Raw genomic sequence first — 16,514 nt, 5'->3', positions numbered from 1 at the left:
CAATGAGCGAGAGCGCGGCAGAGAAGATCCAGACCATCGAGACGCCCGAGGGGACGTTCACGCTCAGGCTTGTCCAGGACGACCTGGGAGACATCTACCCGGGCATGATCCGGTATACCGTCGATGTTCTCCGCGGGACCAAGTCGGTCTACGCCTACGCGATCAACACCTATGAGAGTGCGCGCCAGGGAACCCTCTTCGATACCCGGAAGGCGGCGGAGATCGTCTTCACCCGGCTCGCGCACGACGTGGCGTCCCGCCCCCATCTCTACACCCGGCCGCGCGTCTTCACCCGCCCGCTTCCGGGCACCGGCACGGCCGACGTCGTCATTCTGCAGGGGAGCCCGCGCCGGTTCGGCAACTCCGCAAAAATCGCGTCGTGGTGCGACGATGAGGCTGCCCGTGCCGGCCTCACGTCCCGGGTCTTCCACCTGCAGGAGATGGAGATCCGCCCGTGCATCGGCTGCTACGTCTGCTACGACCAGGGCTACTGCCCGGTCGAGGACGACATGCCCCCGATCATCCGGGCGCTCGAGGCCGCTTCCGTGGTCGTCGTATGCACCCCGGTCTACACCGGTACCGTCCCGGCGGCTCTCAAGGCGGCGATCGACCGCTGCCAGTGGCTTCATGCGCGGGAGAAGGTTCTGGGGAAGGAAGTGCACGCCCGGGGCCTGCTCGTCGCCGTCGCGGGACGGCGGGGGGCCGAGCCGTTTGTCTGCGTAACGAGGGTGGTGGAGATGTTCATGGAGAACCTGGGCATCCGTCCCGCCGCGCCGGTGCTGATCGGCGATCTCGACCGGGCGAGAGACGTTGAAACGATCGGCGGGGTTGAAGACGATGTCCGGGCGGCGCTCTCCGCGCTGCTTGCTCCCCGAGACGAAGAATAATATAGCATCCGTCCCCCACCGATGATGCATGGCAGAAGTGACTGTTGAGATTGTCGGGTTTGCGGAATCTGAGTGCGGCCCGTTTCCCTGCGACGAGACGCGATCCTGCGGCCTTGAGACCTGCTACCCATCCAATAGCCTGATGGACGCCATCAGCGCCCTGCGCGACGAGCTTCTCGCCGGGTACGGTGATAATGTCGAGGTGAAGACGACACTGATCGACGAGGAGGTGCCCGACCGCATCAAGGAGATCATCGAGGAGCGCCACCCTCCTATCCCGATCATCCTGGTCAACGACAGGGTGACGTCGATCGGGAGGATCTCGCTCGATCTGATAAAAGAAGAGATTGATTATGCGCTTGAAGAGTCTTAGAGTATCTTCTTCAACTCTCCGGTCGCGAGATCGAAGTACAGGCCGTGAATCTGTACCCGTCCTTCTTTTTCCGCAGTCCTGACCGGCGGGTAGGTGCGGAGGTGCTCGATCTGCAGGGCGACGTTCTCGAGCTCGATGAGACGCAGCCGGTTCTTCTCTTCTTCGGGGTTCTTCGGCGCCGGGATCTTTGCATCGACGCGGTGTTTCGCCTCCATCGCGTTGTTCAGCCAGAGCGGGACGTATGCATCCTTGCTCTCGTGATCGAGCGCCTTTATGGCGCCGCAGTCCGAGTGCCCGCAGATGACGATGTCCCCGACCTTGAGATGGTTGACCGCATATTCGAGTACGGTCGCAAAATTCCAGTCATGGACCGGGACGATGTTGCCGATGTTGCGCTGCACGAAGATCTGCCCGGCCTTCGCACCGGTGATGCGCTCGGGATTCACCCGTGAGTCGGAGCACCCTATCCAGAGGACCACGGGGCTCTGGCCTGATGCAAGCGGGCCGTAATGATCGGGATCTTTTCCGAAGTCTTCTTCCAGGAAGTGCTTGTTACCCTCAAGAAATCTGTCAATCATCATTATCCTCCTTAAGTGATATGGGCGACCGTTCTCGACGGTCGCGCCTGAAAAGTGAATTATTTCTCGGGTTTAAAAAAGTATATCGTTGAAGTTTTGGGGAAACAGTGCAGTCTCGAAACCGGACAAACGGGCGGCGCTCAACCCCCGGATCGGGTGCAAAACGCCTGAACTGCCCTGGAGGCCGATGCCCGGATCGGGGTGCGGAGTGTTGAGTGCGCTATGAGGTCAAGGTAGACCTGGTTAACAAAACCCGTTTGGTTAAAAGACTGTTCCCCGCCGGGGGCTACGATCCCGGCGGAGAGTATGCGCTCCCCCTCCCGGAGAAGAGGTCATCTCTGGACGGCGCCGAGGTTCGCCTGCTCCACGGTCTGCGCGTAACGGGCGAGCACACCGGTAAGCCGGCGTTCCGGCAGTTTCCAGGTCTTCCGCCGCTCCTCGAGGGTCGCTTTCTCTACAACGAGGTCGAGGCTCTTTGCATAGAGGTCGATCGCGATCTCGTCGCCGTCTTCCACAAGAGCGATCGGCCCGCCGACCGCGGCCTCGGGGGCGATGTGCCCGATGCACGGCCCCCGGGTGCCGCCCGAGAAGCGGCCGTCGGTGACCAGGGCGACCCGGGCGTAGCCGAGGCCCATAAGCGCCGAGGTCGGCGAGAGCATCTCGGGCATCCCGGGTCCTCCGCGCGGCCCTTCGTAGCGGATCACGACGACGTCGCCCTCCGCGATCTCGCGGTGGAGGATCGCTTCCATCGCGGCATCTTCACCGTCGAAGACCCGTGCCGGTCCCTGGTGCCGCCACATCGCCTCCGGGACGGCGGCGCACTTGACGACGGCGCCGTCGGGGGCGAGCGATCCCCGCACGATCTTCAGGCCGCCGGCAGGGCTGACCGGCGCGTCGGCCGTCCTGATCACGTCCGGGTCGGCGACCCGCGCTTCTTTCGCGATCTCGAGGATCGAACGGCCCGAGACCGTCGGGCCGTCGTCGAGGTACCGCTCGAGCATCGAGAGGACCGCGGGGATGCCTCCTGCCCGATAGAGAGCGAGCATCGAGTGCGGCCCCCCGGGCTGCATGTGGCAGATATGCGGGGTCTCCTCGGCGACGGTGTTGAAGGTCTCGAGGTCGAGGGGAACGCCTGCCTCCCGGGCGACGGCCATCAGGTGGAGAACGGTGTTCGACGACCCGCCGAGCGCCATGTCCACCCGGACAGCGTTCGAGAGGCTTTCTGGGGTGACGACGTCCCGCGGGCGGACGCCTTCCCGGACGAGCCCGACGACCTGTTCCCCGCTCTCACGGGCTATTCGGAGTTTTGCGGCGTCGACCGCAGGGATGGCCGCGCATCCCGGGAGGGAGAGGCCCAGCGCCTCGGTCACGCACGCCATGGTGTTCGCGGTGTAGAGCCCCTGGCAGCTGCCGCACCCGGGCATCGCCGCGCACTCAAGTTCCCCGAGTTCCTCCTCGCTCATCGTGCCGGCGGCGACACGGCCCACGCCCTCGAAGACGTCAATAAGGGAGAGTTCGCGGCCCGCCGCGTAGCCGGGGAGCATGGGGCCGCCGGTGACGACGATCGTCGGGACGTTGCACCGCATCGCCGCCATCAGCATGCCGGGGACGATCTTGTCGCAGGTACAGACGCAGACCAGACCGTCGAACCGGTGCGCCTCGACCATCAGTTCGACGGCGTCGGCGATGTTCTCCCGCGAGGGGAGGGAATACCGCATCCCTTCGTGGCCCATCGCGATCCCATCGCAGATGCCGATCGTCCCGAACTCGAACGGCACGCCGCCCGCGGCCGCGACGCCCTCCTGCACCTTCTGCGAGATCGACCGGAGGTGGAGGTGCCCGGGAACGATGTTGTTGTAGGCGTTCGCTATCCCGATGAAGGGCTGATCCATCTCACGGTCCGTGACACCGAGCGACCTGAGCAGCGCCCGGTTCGGAGCACGCTGGTAGCCTTTCTTTACCTTCTCACTCCGCATGGTAATCCTCGTAGGAGAATAAACGCGTGGGGAGAAAAGAGTATTCCGGGTAGCGGGGTGTGGTGCGGCCGGGCTGAAAGGGTTTTTGCATGGGGAAGGTAGGGTTGTGCCAGCTCTTTACGTCACATGGCAATGGGAGACGGTCTCACGCGAAGACGCGAAGTCGCGAAGTCTGCGCATTGCTACGCACCCATCCCCTCCCTTCGCGTTCTTCGCGTCTTCGCGTGAGGAAACACAGCGCTGACGACCGTGCTCCTTCACCCCTCAAACCCCTCATACAACTCCACCACCCCCCCTATCACGATCACCGCCGGCGGCCGGACGCCCGCGGCCCGGGCGTTCTCGGTGATATCGGCAAGCGTCCCGACCGTCACGCGCTGGTCGGGCCGGAGCCCCCGCTCGATGATCGCGATCGGGGTCGCGGGGTCTTTGCCGTTCGCGGTGAGGGCCGCCGCGATGGCGGGGAGGTTCTTTACGCCCATCAGGACGACGAGGGTTCCCTTCAGCCGCGCGAGAACCTCCCAGTCGAGGGCGGACTCGGGTTTCGTGGGGTCTTCGTGGCCGGTGATGAAGGTCGCCTGCGACGCATACCGCCGGTGGGTGACCGGGATCCCGACCATCTCCGGGACGGCGATGGCGCTCGTCACCCCCGGAACCACCTCGACGGCGATGCCGTGCTCCCTGAGCGTTTCGACCTCCTCCCCGCCGCGGCCGAAGAGGAAGGGGTCGCCGCCTTTCAGGCGGACGACCGTTTTGCCTGCCCTGACCCGCTCGACCATCAGCACCTCGATCTCGTCCTGTTCGAGGGTATGGCTGCCGCCGTACTTCCCGCAGTCAACGAGCTCGGCGTTCCGCGGGAGGGTTGCAAGGATCTCCTCGCCCGGGAGCTGGTCGTAGAGGATCACGTCCGCTCCGTCGATCACCTCGCGGGCCTTCATCGTCAGGAGGCCGAGCCCGCCCGGGCCGGACCCCACAAGATACGCTTTTCCTGTCATGGTTTTATCCCCAGTGCCGCATAGGCCTCCCGGATCAGTCCGGCCGCCTGCACACGCAGCGCCCGCCCCCACTCCCGGGCCTCGTCGAGGGCCGCGACGTGCCGCTCGATCCGCTCCCACCGGGAACCGTCGAGCGCGAGCACCTCGGCGATCAGGTTCCCGTCCCGGCAGTAAATCCCCTGCGGGGTGAAGCACCCGCCGCCGACCTCCTCCATGACGGCACGCTCGATCTCGACGTCGAGGCGGGTCGGCGCGTGGTCGAGCGGCGCAAAGGCGCCGGCGACGGCCGGGTCGTCACGACAGACGACCGCGATGGTCCCCTGGTTCGGGGACGGGACGAACCGATCGGTGGGGAGAGGCTCTCCCGGCAGCGTGAGCCCGAGGCGCTCAAGGCCCGCCTCCGCGAGCACGATGGCGTCGTACTGCCCCTCACGGAGTTTCCGGATGCGGGTGTCGACGTTCCCGCGGAGCTGCTTCACCTCAAGCGCCGGGGCGTCTCGGAGGAGCTGGGCGCGGCGCCGGGTGCTCGACGACCCGATGACAGAGACCGCATCGAGGGGGCACTCGTGTACCAGAAAATCGGCGGGCGAGTCCCGCTCGAGGATCGCGCAGCAGGTGAGCCCCGCCGGGCGGGCTGCGGGGATGTCTTTCATGCTGTGCACCGCGGCGTCGATCTCGCCGCGGAGGATGGCGTCGTCGAGCGCCCGGACGAAGACCCCCTGCCCCCCGATGGCGTGGAGCGGGACGCCGGTCGCGGTGTCGCCCTCGGTCGTGACCGTGACGACCTCCGCCTCGATACCCCGGTCGGCAAGCATGCCGGCCACCTTGTTTGTCTGTGCAAGCGCGAGAGCGCTTCCCCGTGTGCCTATGCGAAGAGACATGATCCGTATGCGTCCGCTATCTGTTTGATGTCCTGTTCCGTGTGTGCGGCCGAGAGGAAGTTCGTCTCGAACTGTGACGGCGGGAGGAAGACCCCTGCCTCGAGCATCGCCTTCCAGAACCGCGAGAACGCCTCCGTGTCGCACTCTTTGACCTCGCGGTAGTCCCGCGGCGGCTCGCTGCGGAAGAAGTGCTTGAAGAGCGAACCCAATCTGACGAACGAGCCTCTGCCCGCATCCGCGGCGGCCTCCCCGATCGCCCGCGTGGCCTCGTCGAGCCGCCGGTAGACCTCCGGGTGCTCGTGGAGGTGGCGGAGGGTCGCGTACCCCGCCGCAAGGCTTGCCGGGTTGCCGCTGAACGTGCCCGCCTGGTAGACGGGGCCGGCGGGGGCGACCAGTTCCATGATGTCGCGCCGTCCCCCGAACGCCCCGATGGGGAGGCCGCCGCCAATGATCTTGCCGAACGTGGCGAGGTCCGGCTCTACATCGTAGAGCACCTCCGCGCCGCCGATCCCGGCCCGGTAGCCGGTGATCACCTCGTCGAGGATGAGGAGGACGTCGTGTGCGGCGGTGATCTCCCGGACGTCGGCGAGGTAGCCGTCATCGGGGAGGACCGGGCCGACGTTCCCCATGACCGGCTCGAGGATGAACGCGGCGACGTCGTCGTTTCCGGCGAGAAGGGCTTCCAGCGCCTCGGGGTCGTTGTAGGGGGCCTGCCGGGTGTGCGCCACCAGATCCGCAGGGACGCCCGCGGAGTCGGGCACCCCGAGGGTCGTCGCCCCCGACCCGGCCTTGACGAGAACCGCGTCGTGGGCGCCGTGAAACCCGCCCTCGATCTTGATGATATCCTGCTTGCCCGTGTAGCCGCGGGCGAGACGGATCGCGGCCATCGTCGCTTCGGAGCCCGACGAGACGAACCGCACCATATCGACCGCGGGATGGTCGCCGGTGATGATGCCCGCAAGGTCGAGTTCGAGCGGCGTCGGCGTGCCGTAGAGCCACCCCTTCTCGAGCTGGCGCTCGATCGCCTCCCGGACTTCCGGGTGCGCGTGGCCGAGGATGAGGGGGCCGTAGCCGAGGCAGCAGTCGACATGGTCGGCACCGTCGACAGTCGAAAGATGCGAGCCCGCGGCGCGCTCCACGTAGAACGGGTAGGGCTTGATCGCCCGCACCGGGCTGCTGACGCCGCCCGGCATCAGGGTTTTTGCGCGGCTAAAGAGGTCACTGCTCTTCATCAAGCCACCCCGCCGCGTCTTCTGCAAAGTAGGTGATGATCAGGTCGGCCCCGGCCCGCTTGATGGCAGTGAGGGTCTCGATGGCGACGGCACGCTCGTCCAGCCACCCGCGTTCTGCGGCGGCCTTGATCATCGCGTACTCCCCGCTGACCTGGTAGGCCGCGACCGGCAGCCCGAACTCCGCGACGGCCGCAAGGATGTCGAGGTAGGCACCGGCCGGTTTGACCATCAGGATATCCGCCCCTTCGGCCACATCGAGCTCCGACTCCATCACTGCCTCGCGGGCGTTGCCGGGGCTGATCTGGTAAGTCGTCCGGTCGCCGAAACTGAATCCCGAGTCCGCCGCGTCGCGGAACGGCCCGTAGAGAGCGCTCGCAAACTTCGAGGAGTAGGACATGATCGGGACGTCCTGGTATCCGGCGGCGTCGAGAGCCTGCCGGATCGCCCGAACCATCCCGTCGAGCATGCACGACGGCGCGACGGTATCGGCGCCGTTCCGTGCGTGGGAGACGGCTATCTGCGCCATCAGTTCGAGGGAGGGGTCGTTTAGGAGGTCGGGGCCGTCGGCGGTCTCCCCGACGATCCCGCAGTGGCCGTGGTCGGTGTACTCGCAGGCGCAGACGTCGGTCACGACCACCATCTCTGGCAGCCGCTCCTTGATGTTCCGGACGGCCCGCTGGACGACACCGTCCGCCGCATAGGCCCCGGTCGCGTCGCCGTCTTTTGCGGCCGGAACCCCGAAGAGGAGCACCGCCCGGATGCCGGCGTGCCGGAGGCGCTCACAATAGTCGGTGACACCGTCCACCGGGTGGCGGAACTGCCCCGGCATCGAGGCGATTGGGATCGGCGTGCTGATCGATTCATCCACGAAGACCGGCGCGATGAGGTCGGTCTTTCGCAGTTCGGTTTCGCGGAGGAGCGGCTGGATTATCCGCCGCCGCATCCGTCTCATTCTTCGTTCTGGAAACATGGTTCTCCCCGGGTAATTGCCCGCATCAGGGCTTCTGCCGTTGTCATATCGCCGCACTCCGCGCTCGCGCGGATGGCCGTCGTCACGTCCGAGAGGAGCTTTTTCGTGAGCGCACGGGTCAGGTCGTCGACGACCTCCGTCATGCGGTCGTCCGCCTCTCCCAGGCGTGCAAGTGCCCGGTCGCGTTCACGTGCCCGGATCGACTCCGCCCAGGTGTAGAGGAGGGCAAGCGTCTCGTCGGCCGCCGTCCGGCGGAGGAGCCGGGTGAAGTGGTCGACTTCCTCGTCGATGATCCCCTGTGCACGGCCCGCTTCGCTCCTCCGCGACTCCATGGCTGCGTCGTTGACGTTTCTGAGGTCGTCGATGGTGAAGAGGTGCACACCTTCGATCGACCGCACCCCCTCCTCGACATCGCGGGGCTGGGCGATGTCAATGATGACCAGATGGCGGGGATGGGTATCAAGCGGCCAGAGCCGCTCTTCCATCACTGTCTGGATGTCCTCCGTCCGGATGACCGGATGCGGTGCGGCAGTGCAGGAGATGACGACGTCGGAGAGCGCGATGTAGCGGTAGAGGTCCTTGAAGTTGACCGCACGTCCCCCGATCTTATCGGCAAGCATCACCGCGCGCTCGTAGGTCCTGTTGGCGACGTAGATGGCCGTAAGACCCCTGGCAGCGAGCGCCTGCGCCACCAAAACACCCATATCCCCGCTCCCGACGACCAGAATGTGCCGGTCGCACAGGGTGCCGAGAAGGTTCTCCGCGAGCGTCACGGCCGCGGAGCCGACGGAGACCGCTCCCCGGTTGATCTCTGTCTGCCGCCGAACCCGCACCCCCACGTGCACCGCCTTCTTGACGCAGAGCCCGATGGCGCTGCAGCAGGTCCCGGCCTCCTCCGTGGCGGCGAGCGCCTGCTTGAGCTGCCCGAGGATCTGGTCTTCCCCGACGATCAGCGAGTCGATGCCTGCGGCCAGTTCCAGGAGGTGGCGGGGCACGGCCTCGCCCTCGATGACCGTAAAACTGTGCCGGCCCTTCTCCTGCAGGAACCCTTCAAGACTCCGTGCGTCGCCCTGGACAAGAATCTCGACGCGGTTGCAGGTCTGGAGCAGGAGCGCACCCCGGAACCGTTCCCGTGCCTCGCGGAGGAACGCCGCCTCGTCGGAGAACCGGAACGCCTCGAGCGTGGCGATGTCTGCGGTGTGATGGCTGATCCCCGCGAGCGCGAGGGGGATGGCGAACGGTTCAGGCATGCAGGTACCTCTCGATCGCCAGTGCGCGTGCCCGGCCGTAGTCGGTGGCGAGTGCTGCCCGGATCTCGTCGTCCGAAAGGATGCTCCAGAGAATGCGGGACCGCTCTGCCTGCACCGGTTCGGTCTCCCGGAGCATGGAACGGACCTCCTCCTGGAGTTCGATCATCTTATCGAGGTCTGCGTACTCGGCTTCGAGCCTCGTGCGGAGGTAGCGCGATACGGCAGGGCTCTTTCCGCGGGTGCTGATCGCGACGAGAAAGCGGCTGCCCCGGACGACCGAAGGGATGATGACGTCGCCGGGTACGCCTGCGGCATTGTTGAAGAGGACGCCGGCCTCGGCGCACAGCCTCCCTATACGGTCGTTGAGGCCCGGGTCGGGCGTCGCGGCTACCGCGAGGAACGCACCTTGCAGGAAGCCCTGGAACGTCTCGTCCGAAAGAACCGAAAGATCGGCCTCCTGCCGCCGGATCGCGAGAGCGTCGAGTTCCGGCGAGAACGAACGGCTGATCACCGTCACCTCCGCCTCATGCTCAAAGAACGCAGCCTTTCGGGCACCGACACCGCCTCCGCCGAATATGAGCACCCTCCTGCCGGTCAGGTCAAGCATGAGAGGGATCATTCCTTTTATACTGTGGTGAACGGACTAGATTAAGGTGTTGAAAGACCCGTTTCCCGGGAATTGGCAGCCACGGGTCTTTGAACCCGAACGTTGAGACCGATTCGCCCAAAGAAGGTTTAAATGGTAGAAACATCCAGTTCTCCGGGACAACTATGGCTGAAGAGACGTATGCATTCAGCAGGCTGGAAGGTGCGTTCCATCGCACGAAAGGCCTGCTCTGGCCGTTCAAGTGGGGGGTCTGGCTCCGCCTGGCCCTGATCGCACTCTTTGTGGGAGGGGGCGTCAGTCTCCCGAACACCTCCGGGTACAACTTCAACGAAGGCGACCTCCCGTCCGGCGTCGAGGGGGCCCTCCCCGGGATCGCAACGATCTTCGTGGTGCTCATCCTCGTCGTGCTTGCGATCGCGCTCATCTGGTGGATCATCGGCACGGTGATGCAGTTCGTCTTCGTCGATATGCTCCGGACCGGAGATATCCATATCAGGCGCTTCTTTGGAGAACGGGTTGGCAAAGGGGTGCGGCTCTTCCTCTTCGAGGCAGCCCTCACGCTGATCCTGATCCTCGCCATGATGGCGCTCATCCTCATGCTCGTCGGGTTCGAGGGGTCGGGTGGTGCCGGTGTTGCATTCATCCTCCTGTTCATTCCATTCATCCTGGTCGCAGCCCTCCTCTTCGGGATCGTCTTCCTCCTGACCCACGACTTCGTCGTCCCGATCATGATCCATGAAGATTGCGGGGTCATCGAGGGATGGCGGCGGCTTTTTGGGATGATCTCAGAAAACCTCTGGCAGACCGTCGCCTACATCATCACGAGATTCGTGCTCGGCCTCATCGCCGGAATCGTGCAGGCGGTCCTGGTCATCCTCGCGATGCTGATCATCGCAATACCGTTCGTGCTCATCGGGATCGTCCTCCTCGCCGCAATCCAGGCGAACATCGTGCTGCTCCTCGCGCTCCTCATCCCCTACCTCATCATCGTCATCCCGGTCGCGCTCCTGATCGCGGTGCCGTTCGTCACGTTCTTCCGGTATTACGGGCTGCTGGTCCTCGAAGGGCTCGCGCCGGGATACCATCTCCTCCCCGAATAACCTTTTTTTGAACGGGGGCCGGCAGGCTGGATAGTCGCCGGGCACAGGTGACAGACCGGATGCGAGAGGTTATCCGCGATGATGCCCGATACGGTGGTGGCCCCCTCGCAAGGAGGCACCACTCCGCGTCATCGTGACGGAAAGACTCTTCCTCTCGTAAACCATGAACCCCGATCAAGCAATGGTCGTTGAACCGCTGGTAATCCTTGCCCTGGCGCTGGCGCCGGGGGTGTTCTGGGCGTGGTACTTCTACCGCAGGGATAAATACGAGCCCGAACCGGCGGCTCTGATCGTGAAGATCTTCCTCCTCGGCGTCCTCATCACGTTTCCCGTCGCCTTCGTCGAGGGGTTCTTCGGCCTCTTCATCGTATCTCCGCTGATCATGGGCGCCGTCATCGCGCCCATCGTCGAGGAGTACGGCAAGTTTGCGGTCGTGCGCCGGTTCGCCTACCACAACACCGAGTTCAATGAGCCGATGGACGGCATCGTCTACGCCGCCGCCGCCGCCCTCGGACTCGCAACGCTCGAGAACGTCCTCTATGTCTTTACGGCATACCTGACATCGCCGTCGCTTGCCCTCGGCACGATCGTTGTCCGTGCGATCTTCTCGGTCCCGGGGCACGCGCTCTTCGCCGGTGTCTGGGGCTACGCCCTCGGCAGGGCCAAATTCGCGGCTCCCGAAGAGCGTTCGGGAATCGTCCTGCGGGGGCTCGCTCTCGGGATGGTGCTGCATGGCATCTTCAACTTCCTGCTCATCTCCGCTGAGATCGTCACCTACGCCCTGGCCGTATTCGTCCTGGTCCTGATACCAGGGCTCTGGCTGCTGGCAAACCGAAACATCAAGCAGGCGCTCGAACGCGGTCACCGATAGTGCGCGATCGGCCTCCCGCGGGGCCGGCCGACCTCGCGATCCTGCAGGGGCGGCAGCGCCCGATCCAGGCCGCGCTTCGATAGGCTTATTAGCCAGAAAAACCCACGTTGTAAGGCACACAGTGCGAAAGCACAGGCGTGCGCCGATAGTGTAGTGGTTATCACTAGGCGTTGCCAACGCCTAAACCCGGGTTCGAGTCCCGGTCGGCGCATAGAGACACCACATCGGTGCGCTGTTTTTTCGGAGTTTCATACGATAATCCCTTTTTCGCCATCTCCCGATCTCCAGTAGCCTGTACCGTCATATCTGGTCTTCTCCCTGAGAAGTTCCCGGGCCTTGGGCGTGAGACAATACCTCATTGTCCTTCCTTCTCGGTGAGGTTCGACGATCCCATCGGCTATGAGGCGCCTCATATACCAGAAAGCCGAGGGGGCTGAGATGCCGATAGCTACGGCAAGATCCTGCTGCGAGGGGTGATGATCCTCCAGGAGCAGGGAGAGAATCTGTCGTGTCGTACCGTTTTGCAGGTGAAGATAAAGACTCCGACTGACCACGCTGGAGCCTTCGCTGGTTTTGAAATAGCCCACCTGACCGCCTCGACGGACCTCGACGATCATGCCCACCGATTCGAGGCGCCAGAGATGGTATTGAGCCGCCCCCCTCGCGACCCCGGAGGCACGGGTCAGCGCCCCAAGTGAGATGCCCGGGCTTTGGCCGATACACTCATACAACCTTTTCCTGGAGTCATGGTCAAGGGCGTTCCTCCGGAAGATGCGCCGGTAGCCGAAAAAAGGCACCACAGTAAAAGAGTAAAAGAATTTAGCAGGGAAGAGAAGCATTGGGGAGATGAAGAGCAGCAGCTCGACGAGCATCATGCGGGGTGATAACTCCCAGAATGATATTTCGGTGAAATCATTGCCGCCTTCCGGCGGAGGTTCACCCAGCGGCGAAAATGTGTAACCTCCTGGGGCCGCCGCAGGACATATCAGGAAGGAAAATCCTGTGATGATAAGTGCGACAAAGATCCAGTGCTTCATTTCTTCGATACCTCTGCGCCCTTAAGATCTGCCCGACAGATCTGTCAATACCATTCAAAGGTGTAGTCCTCGGTTCCGTGAACACTCTCGCCATGGACGAGGAACGTCCACGTTCCGGGTTCTAACCCTCCGCTATTGCGAATGATCATACCTATCCGACCGTCATTTTTCCCGTCATCGGCATCGTGAAATATTGCAACAACAGTTGTGGGAGAACTGACTGTGAGAGAGAGGGAGTTTGCGGAATTTCCCCAGTTCAAATCAAGGGGCAGATCTGTTTCACCATTTGAGACAGATTTTGTATATCGATCGGTCCCCCCCTGTGTTATTGTGGCATAATTTCGTAATACAGACATCCATTGATGTTCTTCAGGTAGAGGGGCAATTTCATAGCCACAGTCGTTTACCTCGGACTCCAGTGCATATGCAGGCAGAGTGAGCAACGCCGCCATGAGCAGTACTGGGATCAGGATCCTACACGCATTCATAAGCAATATCTAGGAGAACTTCGAAAAACCCCACCTCATCCAAAGTACTTTATAGCCACGGATCGACGTTTTTCTCATGAGCACGTTTACCAATTTTGCGATTCGGCACGAATATGCCAGCCTTGCCGCTCTGGGCGATCGGCTGGGGGAGGTCAGCGGTCTGATCGACTGGGACGCCTTTCGTCCTCTCCTTGCTGACCTCTACACCAATGCCGAGGGACGAGGCGGTCGTCCGAACTACGACGTTGTTCTGATGATCCGGCTGCTGGTGCTTCAGCAGTGGTATGGCCTCTCGGATCCCGAACTGGAACGTCAGGCGACCGACCGGATCTCGTTCCGCCACTTCCTGGGATACCCCGAGACCATTCCGGATCGGTCGACGGTCTGGCTGTTCCGGGAACGCCTGGCGCAAACCGGGAAGGATACCGCGATCTGGGAGGAGTTCCAGCGGCAACTCGAGGTACAAGGGCTCACCATCAAGCGCGGCGTCATGCAGGACGCCTCGTTCATCACCGCCGATCCCGGACACGCCTCTGCCGACACCCCCCGGGGAGACCAGGCAGAGACGCGGCGTAGCCGTGACGGCACCTGGGCAAAGAAGGGCTCGAAGTCCCAGTTCGGCTACAAACTCCATATCCTCATGGACAAGGACTACCAGCTCATCCGCCGGATCGAGACCACCACGGCGTCGCTCCATGACAGCAGGATCGATCTCTCCTGCACAGGCGAAACGGTCTATCGTGATAAAGGCTACTTCGGGGTGAAACCGAAGGCGTCCATGGACAAGACCATGCACCGGGCGACTCGCGGTCATCCGTTGTCGATCAAGGAGAACCGGCGGAACAAGGCCATCAGCAGGACCCGATCACTGGTGGAACGGCCGTTCGCCTGGATGAAACGGGTGTTCGAGGCAGGGCATCTCATGGTCACGACCGTTGCCAGGGTCCGCGTCAAGAACACCTTCTCCTGCATAGATTTTAATCTCCGCCAACTTCTTACCCTCCAAGCGCAAGCTGCCGAGCGGTAGCTCTCGAGAAAATCCAAAAAAAAACCCCAAAGGAAAGAGTTCAGGAAGGAAGCGGCGCAGCAGTGAAGGAATGAAAGAGCAAATCCTTGATGAAAGAGAGGATTAATCGCAATTCTCCTAGGACTTTAAGAGTAGACACCTTAAATCTTCTGTGTAAATCATCTAATTGTCCTCTAACGATTAGATGAATATCACACAAGATATTTAGTGATATGAGATTACTACTGAAGCAGATGCCTGATTCGGTGTATTACAAGGGTTTAGAAGCGGATCACAACGCCCCGGAGCGTCTATCCTACTCAGGAGATAGTGAGGTGATCCTATAATTATAAGTCCCCCCAGATAAAACCGGGAATCATGGTATTCCGGGAAATCGACGATGATCTCTGGGAGATTGTTCAGAACTACCTTCCCCCAACAAAGCCGCACATTGGCCGACCCCGCTGTGATCCCCGCGGGCTGATCAACGGCATCCTGTACGTTCTGACCACCGGATGCTCCTGGCTCGATGTCCCGGCGAACTACGGTACTAAATCAACGGTTCACCGGTATCACCTCGAGCTCTGTGAGAAGGGCGTGTATCAGGCGATCTTCCTCGACCTGCTCCGATCCGGGTACGAGATCAAGAAGATCGATCTCTCGCATTGTGCGACAGATACCAAGGATATCCCGGCAAAAAAAGGGGATCCATCGGCTATGATGGCTATAAAAAGGTAAACGGGAACAAACTGAGTGCTCTGGTCGATCGGAACGGCCTCCCGCTTGCCTGCACGGTTGCACCAGCAAATGTCCACGATTCCCGGCTCTACGAACCAACTCTCGAAACATTTGAGATTCCTGAGGTGCAGGTTCGTCCCCGGATCATCTCCGCAGATGCAGCCTACGATGCTCGGGAAATCCGACAATACAACCGGAAACGAGGGATCAAGAGCAATATCCCGGTCAATCGAAGATCCCGGAAACAGCCGAAGCGAGGAAGACCGTTCGGGTTTGATCCGGAACTCTACAAGAAACGCAGTGCGGTAGAGCGGTTCTTCAGCTGGATTGAAGCATTTAAGAAGATCGTTCCACGATACGAGCGGTATGAGCACTCATTCATGGGACTGATTCACCTGGCATGCAGCATCATGATTGCGAGAGTATTGGGATGACCTCAGTAATTATCAGTGTTCTACCAACCAAGGGTACCACTTACACTTCAGGAGCGTAAGTAAATTCGATGCAACTGTTGAATTAGTTGTGTTATCTCAAAAGTCTGGGTGAATTCACTCTTGGAACAAAAGGTTACCCCTTAAAAGCGTGATTATGTAGGAAAAATCATCCTCAGGCATCATACAAAAAGGAGGAATAAAATGGCTAACTTAAAGAAAGTTGGGTTTGGCATCACACTCGTCTGGTTGTTGCTGGTGGGTGTGACCATCGTGCCCGTGAGCGCTCAACCGGCAACAAAAGATTTAATGCTCCCAGATGATCAAAATCCCTTCTTGTTAAGGATCCCTGTCACATGGAAGGCTGATACAGTTTTGTCGAGGGATTCTTCAAATGAGGTGCTTTGTAGGCATTACTCGACCTCTAAGACAGATAATGGAGATTACTTTCCAATCGACAAAATTGGTGTCCGTGCGAAAGTCTGGAAAAATGGCCTTTTAAAGTATGAGGAAAATCTGATCAATCGTAACTCGGGCATAGCAGAATTAAACTATAACTCTGGCAGTGAATCGGCAAGCGGGACCTGGACTGCAGAAACAAATCACATCTTCGAAGCTCCAGAGTATAACCAGTATCAGTATCCACAGACTGATGATACATTGAGTATCTAGCACTCAACCACTTTTTTCATGGAGGATCGGTATGGGTAAAAAGGTGAAGAGCGATCGGATAATCGTTTATTTGGCTATCACTGTAATAATATTTACTTTAAGTTCATGGGTTGGCATTTCGGTATTGATAATCGAAAAGGAACCTGTACCTGCATGGGCCGAGACTTTTAACTCGTCTAATAGATCAGAGAGTGTCACGGTGTACGATCCAGATCGCGTTGATGAGAATTTTTGCATTGGACTGTACACAGCGCCCATTCATGAGCAGAAATATTTTCTCCAGAAATCAAAAAATGGTAGCGTAACGAAAGTTCTGTAAAATTGAATTGGCCCTGGATCCAACCTAGATTTGGACAAAGGAGAAACAGGGCCATGGATCCCTTAGCGTTAATCGAAGATTATCTTTCCGATCAGGAGAACGG

Annotated in this window: 18 protein-coding genes and 1 tRNA gene; 9 read left to right on the top strand and 10 right to left on the bottom strand. The window is 61.1% G+C overall.

Translation table 11 applies throughout. The annotated features are described in order from the left end of the window. Positions 1 to 2: 2 nt before the first annotated feature. Together FGW20_RS08330 and FGW20_RS08325 are read left to right on the top strand one after the other, a co-directional pair. Positions 3 to 887, top strand: coding sequence for a flavodoxin family protein (locus tag FGW20_RS08330; protein ID WP_301677624.1), 885 nt, complete (start codon positions 3 to 5; stop codon positions 885 to 887). A gap of 28 nt (positions 888 to 915) precedes the next feature. Then, positions 916 to 1,260 (top strand): hypothetical protein, encoded by a 345-nt coding sequence (locus tag FGW20_RS08325; RefSeq protein WP_301677623.1) that lies wholly within the window; start codon positions 916 to 918, stop codon positions 1,258 to 1,260. On the opposite strand, the gene FGW20_RS08320 is transcribed toward FGW20_RS08325, so the two are convergent. From FGW20_RS08320 to FGW20_RS08285, 8 genes are all read right to left on the bottom strand, one after another. After that, positions 1,257 to 1,838, bottom strand: a complete 582-nt coding sequence (locus FGW20_RS08320) for a carbonic anhydrase (RefSeq protein ID WP_301677715.1) — start codon at positions 1,836 to 1,838, stop codon at positions 1,257 to 1,259. The two genes, FGW20_RS08325 and FGW20_RS08320, sit on opposite strands and share 4 nt — an antisense overlap. A 332-nt stretch (positions 1,839 to 2,170) precedes the next feature. Then, on the bottom strand, positions 2,171 to 3,814 hold the full coding sequence (gene ilvD / locus FGW20_RS08315) for a dihydroxy-acid dehydratase (RefSeq protein ID WP_301677622.1): 1,644 nt from the start codon (positions 3,812 to 3,814) through the stop codon (positions 2,171 to 2,173). Positions 3,815 to 4,071: 257 nt separating this feature from the next. Next, positions 4,072 to 4,809 (bottom strand): uroporphyrinogen-III C-methyltransferase, encoded by a 738-nt coding sequence (gene cobA, locus FGW20_RS08310; RefSeq protein WP_301677621.1) that lies wholly within the window; start codon positions 4,807 to 4,809, stop codon positions 4,072 to 4,074. Then, a complete protein-coding gene (gene hemC / locus FGW20_RS08305; RefSeq protein ID WP_301677620.1) occupies positions 4,806 to 5,690 on the bottom strand; it encodes a hydroxymethylbilane synthase in 885 nt (294 codons plus the stop codon). Before hemC ends, cobA begins: the two co-directional genes overlap by 4 nt. Further along, on the bottom strand, positions 5,675 to 6,922 hold the full coding sequence (gene hemL / locus FGW20_RS08300) for a glutamate-1-semialdehyde 2,1-aminomutase (RefSeq protein WP_301677619.1): 1,248 nt from the start codon (positions 6,920 to 6,922) through the stop codon (positions 5,675 to 5,677). The genes hemC and hemL overlap by 16 nt, the downstream gene beginning before the upstream one ends. Then, positions 6,909 to 7,892: a porphobilinogen synthase gene (hemB, locus tag FGW20_RS08295; protein ID WP_301677618.1), complete on the bottom strand. Its 984-nt coding sequence runs from the start codon at positions 7,890 to 7,892 to the stop codon at positions 6,909 to 6,911. The genes hemL and hemB overlap by 14 nt, the downstream gene beginning before the upstream one ends. Continuing rightward, positions 7,871 to 9,142, bottom strand: a complete 1,272-nt coding sequence (hemA, locus tag FGW20_RS08290) for a glutamyl-tRNA reductase (protein ID WP_301677617.1) — start codon at positions 9,140 to 9,142, stop codon at positions 7,871 to 7,873. The genes hemB and hemA overlap by 22 nt, the downstream gene beginning before the upstream one ends. Continuing rightward, positions 9,135 to 9,761, bottom strand: coding sequence for a precorrin-2 dehydrogenase/sirohydrochlorin ferrochelatase family protein (locus tag FGW20_RS08285; protein ID WP_301677616.1), 627 nt, complete (start codon positions 9,759 to 9,761; stop codon positions 9,135 to 9,137). The genes hemA and FGW20_RS08285 overlap by 8 nt, the downstream gene beginning before the upstream one ends. A gap of 152 nt (positions 9,762 to 9,913) precedes the next feature. Here FGW20_RS08285 and FGW20_RS08280 point away from each other — a divergent pair, with 152 nt between their 5' ends. The 3 genes from FGW20_RS08280 to FGW20_RS08270 all read left to right on the top strand — a co-directional run bounded on the left by FGW20_RS08280 (position 9,914) and on the right by FGW20_RS08270 (position 11,931). After that, positions 9,914 to 10,849 (top strand): DUF7544 domain-containing protein, encoded by a 936-nt coding sequence (locus tag FGW20_RS08280; RefSeq protein WP_301677615.1) that lies wholly within the window; start codon positions 9,914 to 9,916, stop codon positions 10,847 to 10,849. A gap of 163 nt (positions 10,850 to 11,012) precedes the next feature. After that, positions 11,013 to 11,720 (top strand): PrsW family intramembrane metalloprotease, encoded by a 708-nt coding sequence (locus FGW20_RS08275; protein ID WP_301677614.1) that lies wholly within the window; start codon positions 11,013 to 11,015, stop codon positions 11,718 to 11,720. 139 nt (positions 11,721 to 11,859) lie between these two features. Then, positions 11,860 to 11,931: transfer RNA gene (locus FGW20_RS08270), tRNA-Gly, on the top strand. Positions 11,932 to 11,968: 37 nt separating this feature from the next. Here FGW20_RS08270 and FGW20_RS08265 read toward each other — a convergent pair. After that, positions 11,969 to 12,757, bottom strand: a complete 789-nt coding sequence (locus FGW20_RS08265) for a winged helix-turn-helix transcriptional regulator (RefSeq protein WP_292392295.1) — start codon at positions 12,755 to 12,757, stop codon at positions 11,969 to 11,971. A gap of 44 nt (positions 12,758 to 12,801) precedes the next feature. Beyond that, a complete protein-coding gene (locus tag FGW20_RS08260) occupies positions 12,802 to 13,245 on the bottom strand; it encodes a hypothetical protein (RefSeq protein WP_301677613.1) in 444 nt (147 codons plus the stop codon). Positions 13,246 to 13,321: 76 nt separating this feature from the next. Here FGW20_RS08260 and FGW20_RS08255 point away from each other — a divergent pair, with 76 nt between their 5' ends. From FGW20_RS08255 to FGW20_RS08245, 4 genes are all read left to right on the top strand, one after another. Then, a complete protein-coding gene (locus tag FGW20_RS08255; RefSeq protein ID WP_301677612.1) occupies positions 13,322 to 14,272 on the top strand; it encodes an IS5 family transposase in 951 nt (316 codons plus the stop codon). 357 nt (positions 14,273 to 14,629) lie between these two features. After that, positions 14,630 to 14,989 (top strand): transposase, encoded by a 360-nt coding sequence (locus FGW20_RS08250; protein ID WP_301677611.1) that lies wholly within the window; start codon positions 14,630 to 14,632, stop codon positions 14,987 to 14,989. After that, on the top strand, positions 14,917 to 15,423 hold the full coding sequence (locus FGW20_RS13345) for an IS5 family transposase (RefSeq protein WP_367617935.1): 507 nt from the start codon (positions 14,917 to 14,919) through the stop codon (positions 15,421 to 15,423). Before FGW20_RS08250 ends, FGW20_RS13345 begins: the two co-directional genes overlap by 73 nt. Before the next feature lie 201 nt (positions 15,424 to 15,624). Then, the gene (locus tag FGW20_RS08245; protein WP_292392294.1) at positions 15,625 to 16,092 is read left to right on the top strand and encodes a hypothetical protein; all 468 of its coding nucleotides are present in this window, start codon (positions 15,625 to 15,627) and stop codon (positions 16,090 to 16,092) included. Positions 16,093 to 16,514 lie beyond the last annotated feature (422 nt).

Origin of the sequence: Methanoculleus methanifontis (assembly GCF_030464365.1) — an archaeon.
In the GTDB taxonomy this organism is placed as follows: domain Archaea; phylum Halobacteriota; class Methanomicrobia; order Methanomicrobiales; family Methanoculleaceae; genus Methanoculleus; species Methanoculleus methanifontis.
The sequence above is the reverse complement of the archived record's forward strand: the minus strand, read 5'-3'. Positions and strand labels throughout refer to the sequence as shown.

Coding starts and splice junctions, on each gene's coding strand:
- FGW20_RS08330 (WP_301677624.1), top strand. CDS start 3: ATGAGCGAGAGCGCGGCAGAGAAGATCCAGACCATCGAGACGCCCGAG.
- FGW20_RS08325 (WP_301677623.1), top strand. CDS start 916: ATGGCAGAAGTGACTGTTGAGATTGTCGGGTTTGCGGAATCTGAGTGC.
- FGW20_RS08320 (WP_301677715.1), bottom strand. CDS start 1,838: ATGATTGACAGATTTCTTGAGGGTAACAAGCACTTCCTGGAAGAAGAC.
- ilvD (WP_301677622.1), bottom strand. CDS start 3,814: ATGCGGAGTGAGAAGGTAAAGAAAGGCTACCAGCGTGCTCCGAACCGG.
- cobA (WP_301677621.1), bottom strand. CDS start 4,809: ATGACAGGAAAAGCGTATCTTGTGGGGTCCGGCCCGGGCGGGCTCGGC.
- hemC (WP_301677620.1), bottom strand. CDS start 5,690: ATGTCTCTTCGCATAGGCACACGGGGAAGCGCTCTCGCGCTTGCACAG.
- hemL (WP_301677619.1), bottom strand. CDS start 6,922: ATGAAGAGCAGTGACCTCTTTAGCCGCGCAAAAACCCTGATGCCGGGC.
- hemB (WP_301677618.1), bottom strand. CDS start 7,892: ATGTTTCCAGAACGAAGAATGAGACGGATGCGGCGGCGGATAATCCAG.
- hemA (WP_301677617.1), bottom strand. CDS start 9,142: ATGCCTGAACCGTTCGCCATCCCCCTCGCGCTCGCGGGGATCAGCCAT.
- FGW20_RS08285 (WP_301677616.1), bottom strand. CDS start 9,761: ATGATCCCTCTCATGCTTGACCTGACCGGCAGGAGGGTGCTCATATTC.
- FGW20_RS08280 (WP_301677615.1), top strand. CDS start 9,914: ATGGCTGAAGAGACGTATGCATTCAGCAGGCTGGAAGGTGCGTTCCAT.
- FGW20_RS08275 (WP_301677614.1), top strand. CDS start 11,013: ATGAACCCCGATCAAGCAATGGTCGTTGAACCGCTGGTAATCCTTGCC.
- FGW20_RS08265 (WP_292392295.1), bottom strand. CDS start 12,757: ATGAAGCACTGGATCTTTGTCGCACTTATCATCACAGGATTTTCCTTC.
- FGW20_RS08260 (WP_301677613.1), bottom strand. CDS start 13,245: ATGAATGCGTGTAGGATCCTGATCCCAGTACTGCTCATGGCGGCGTTG.
- FGW20_RS08255 (WP_301677612.1), top strand. CDS start 13,322: ATGAGCACGTTTACCAATTTTGCGATTCGGCACGAATATGCCAGCCTT.
- FGW20_RS08250 (WP_301677611.1), top strand. CDS start 14,630: ATGGTATTCCGGGAAATCGACGATGATCTCTGGGAGATTGTTCAGAAC.
- FGW20_RS08245 (WP_292392294.1), top strand. CDS start 15,625: ATGGCTAACTTAAAGAAAGTTGGGTTTGGCATCACACTCGTCTGGTTG.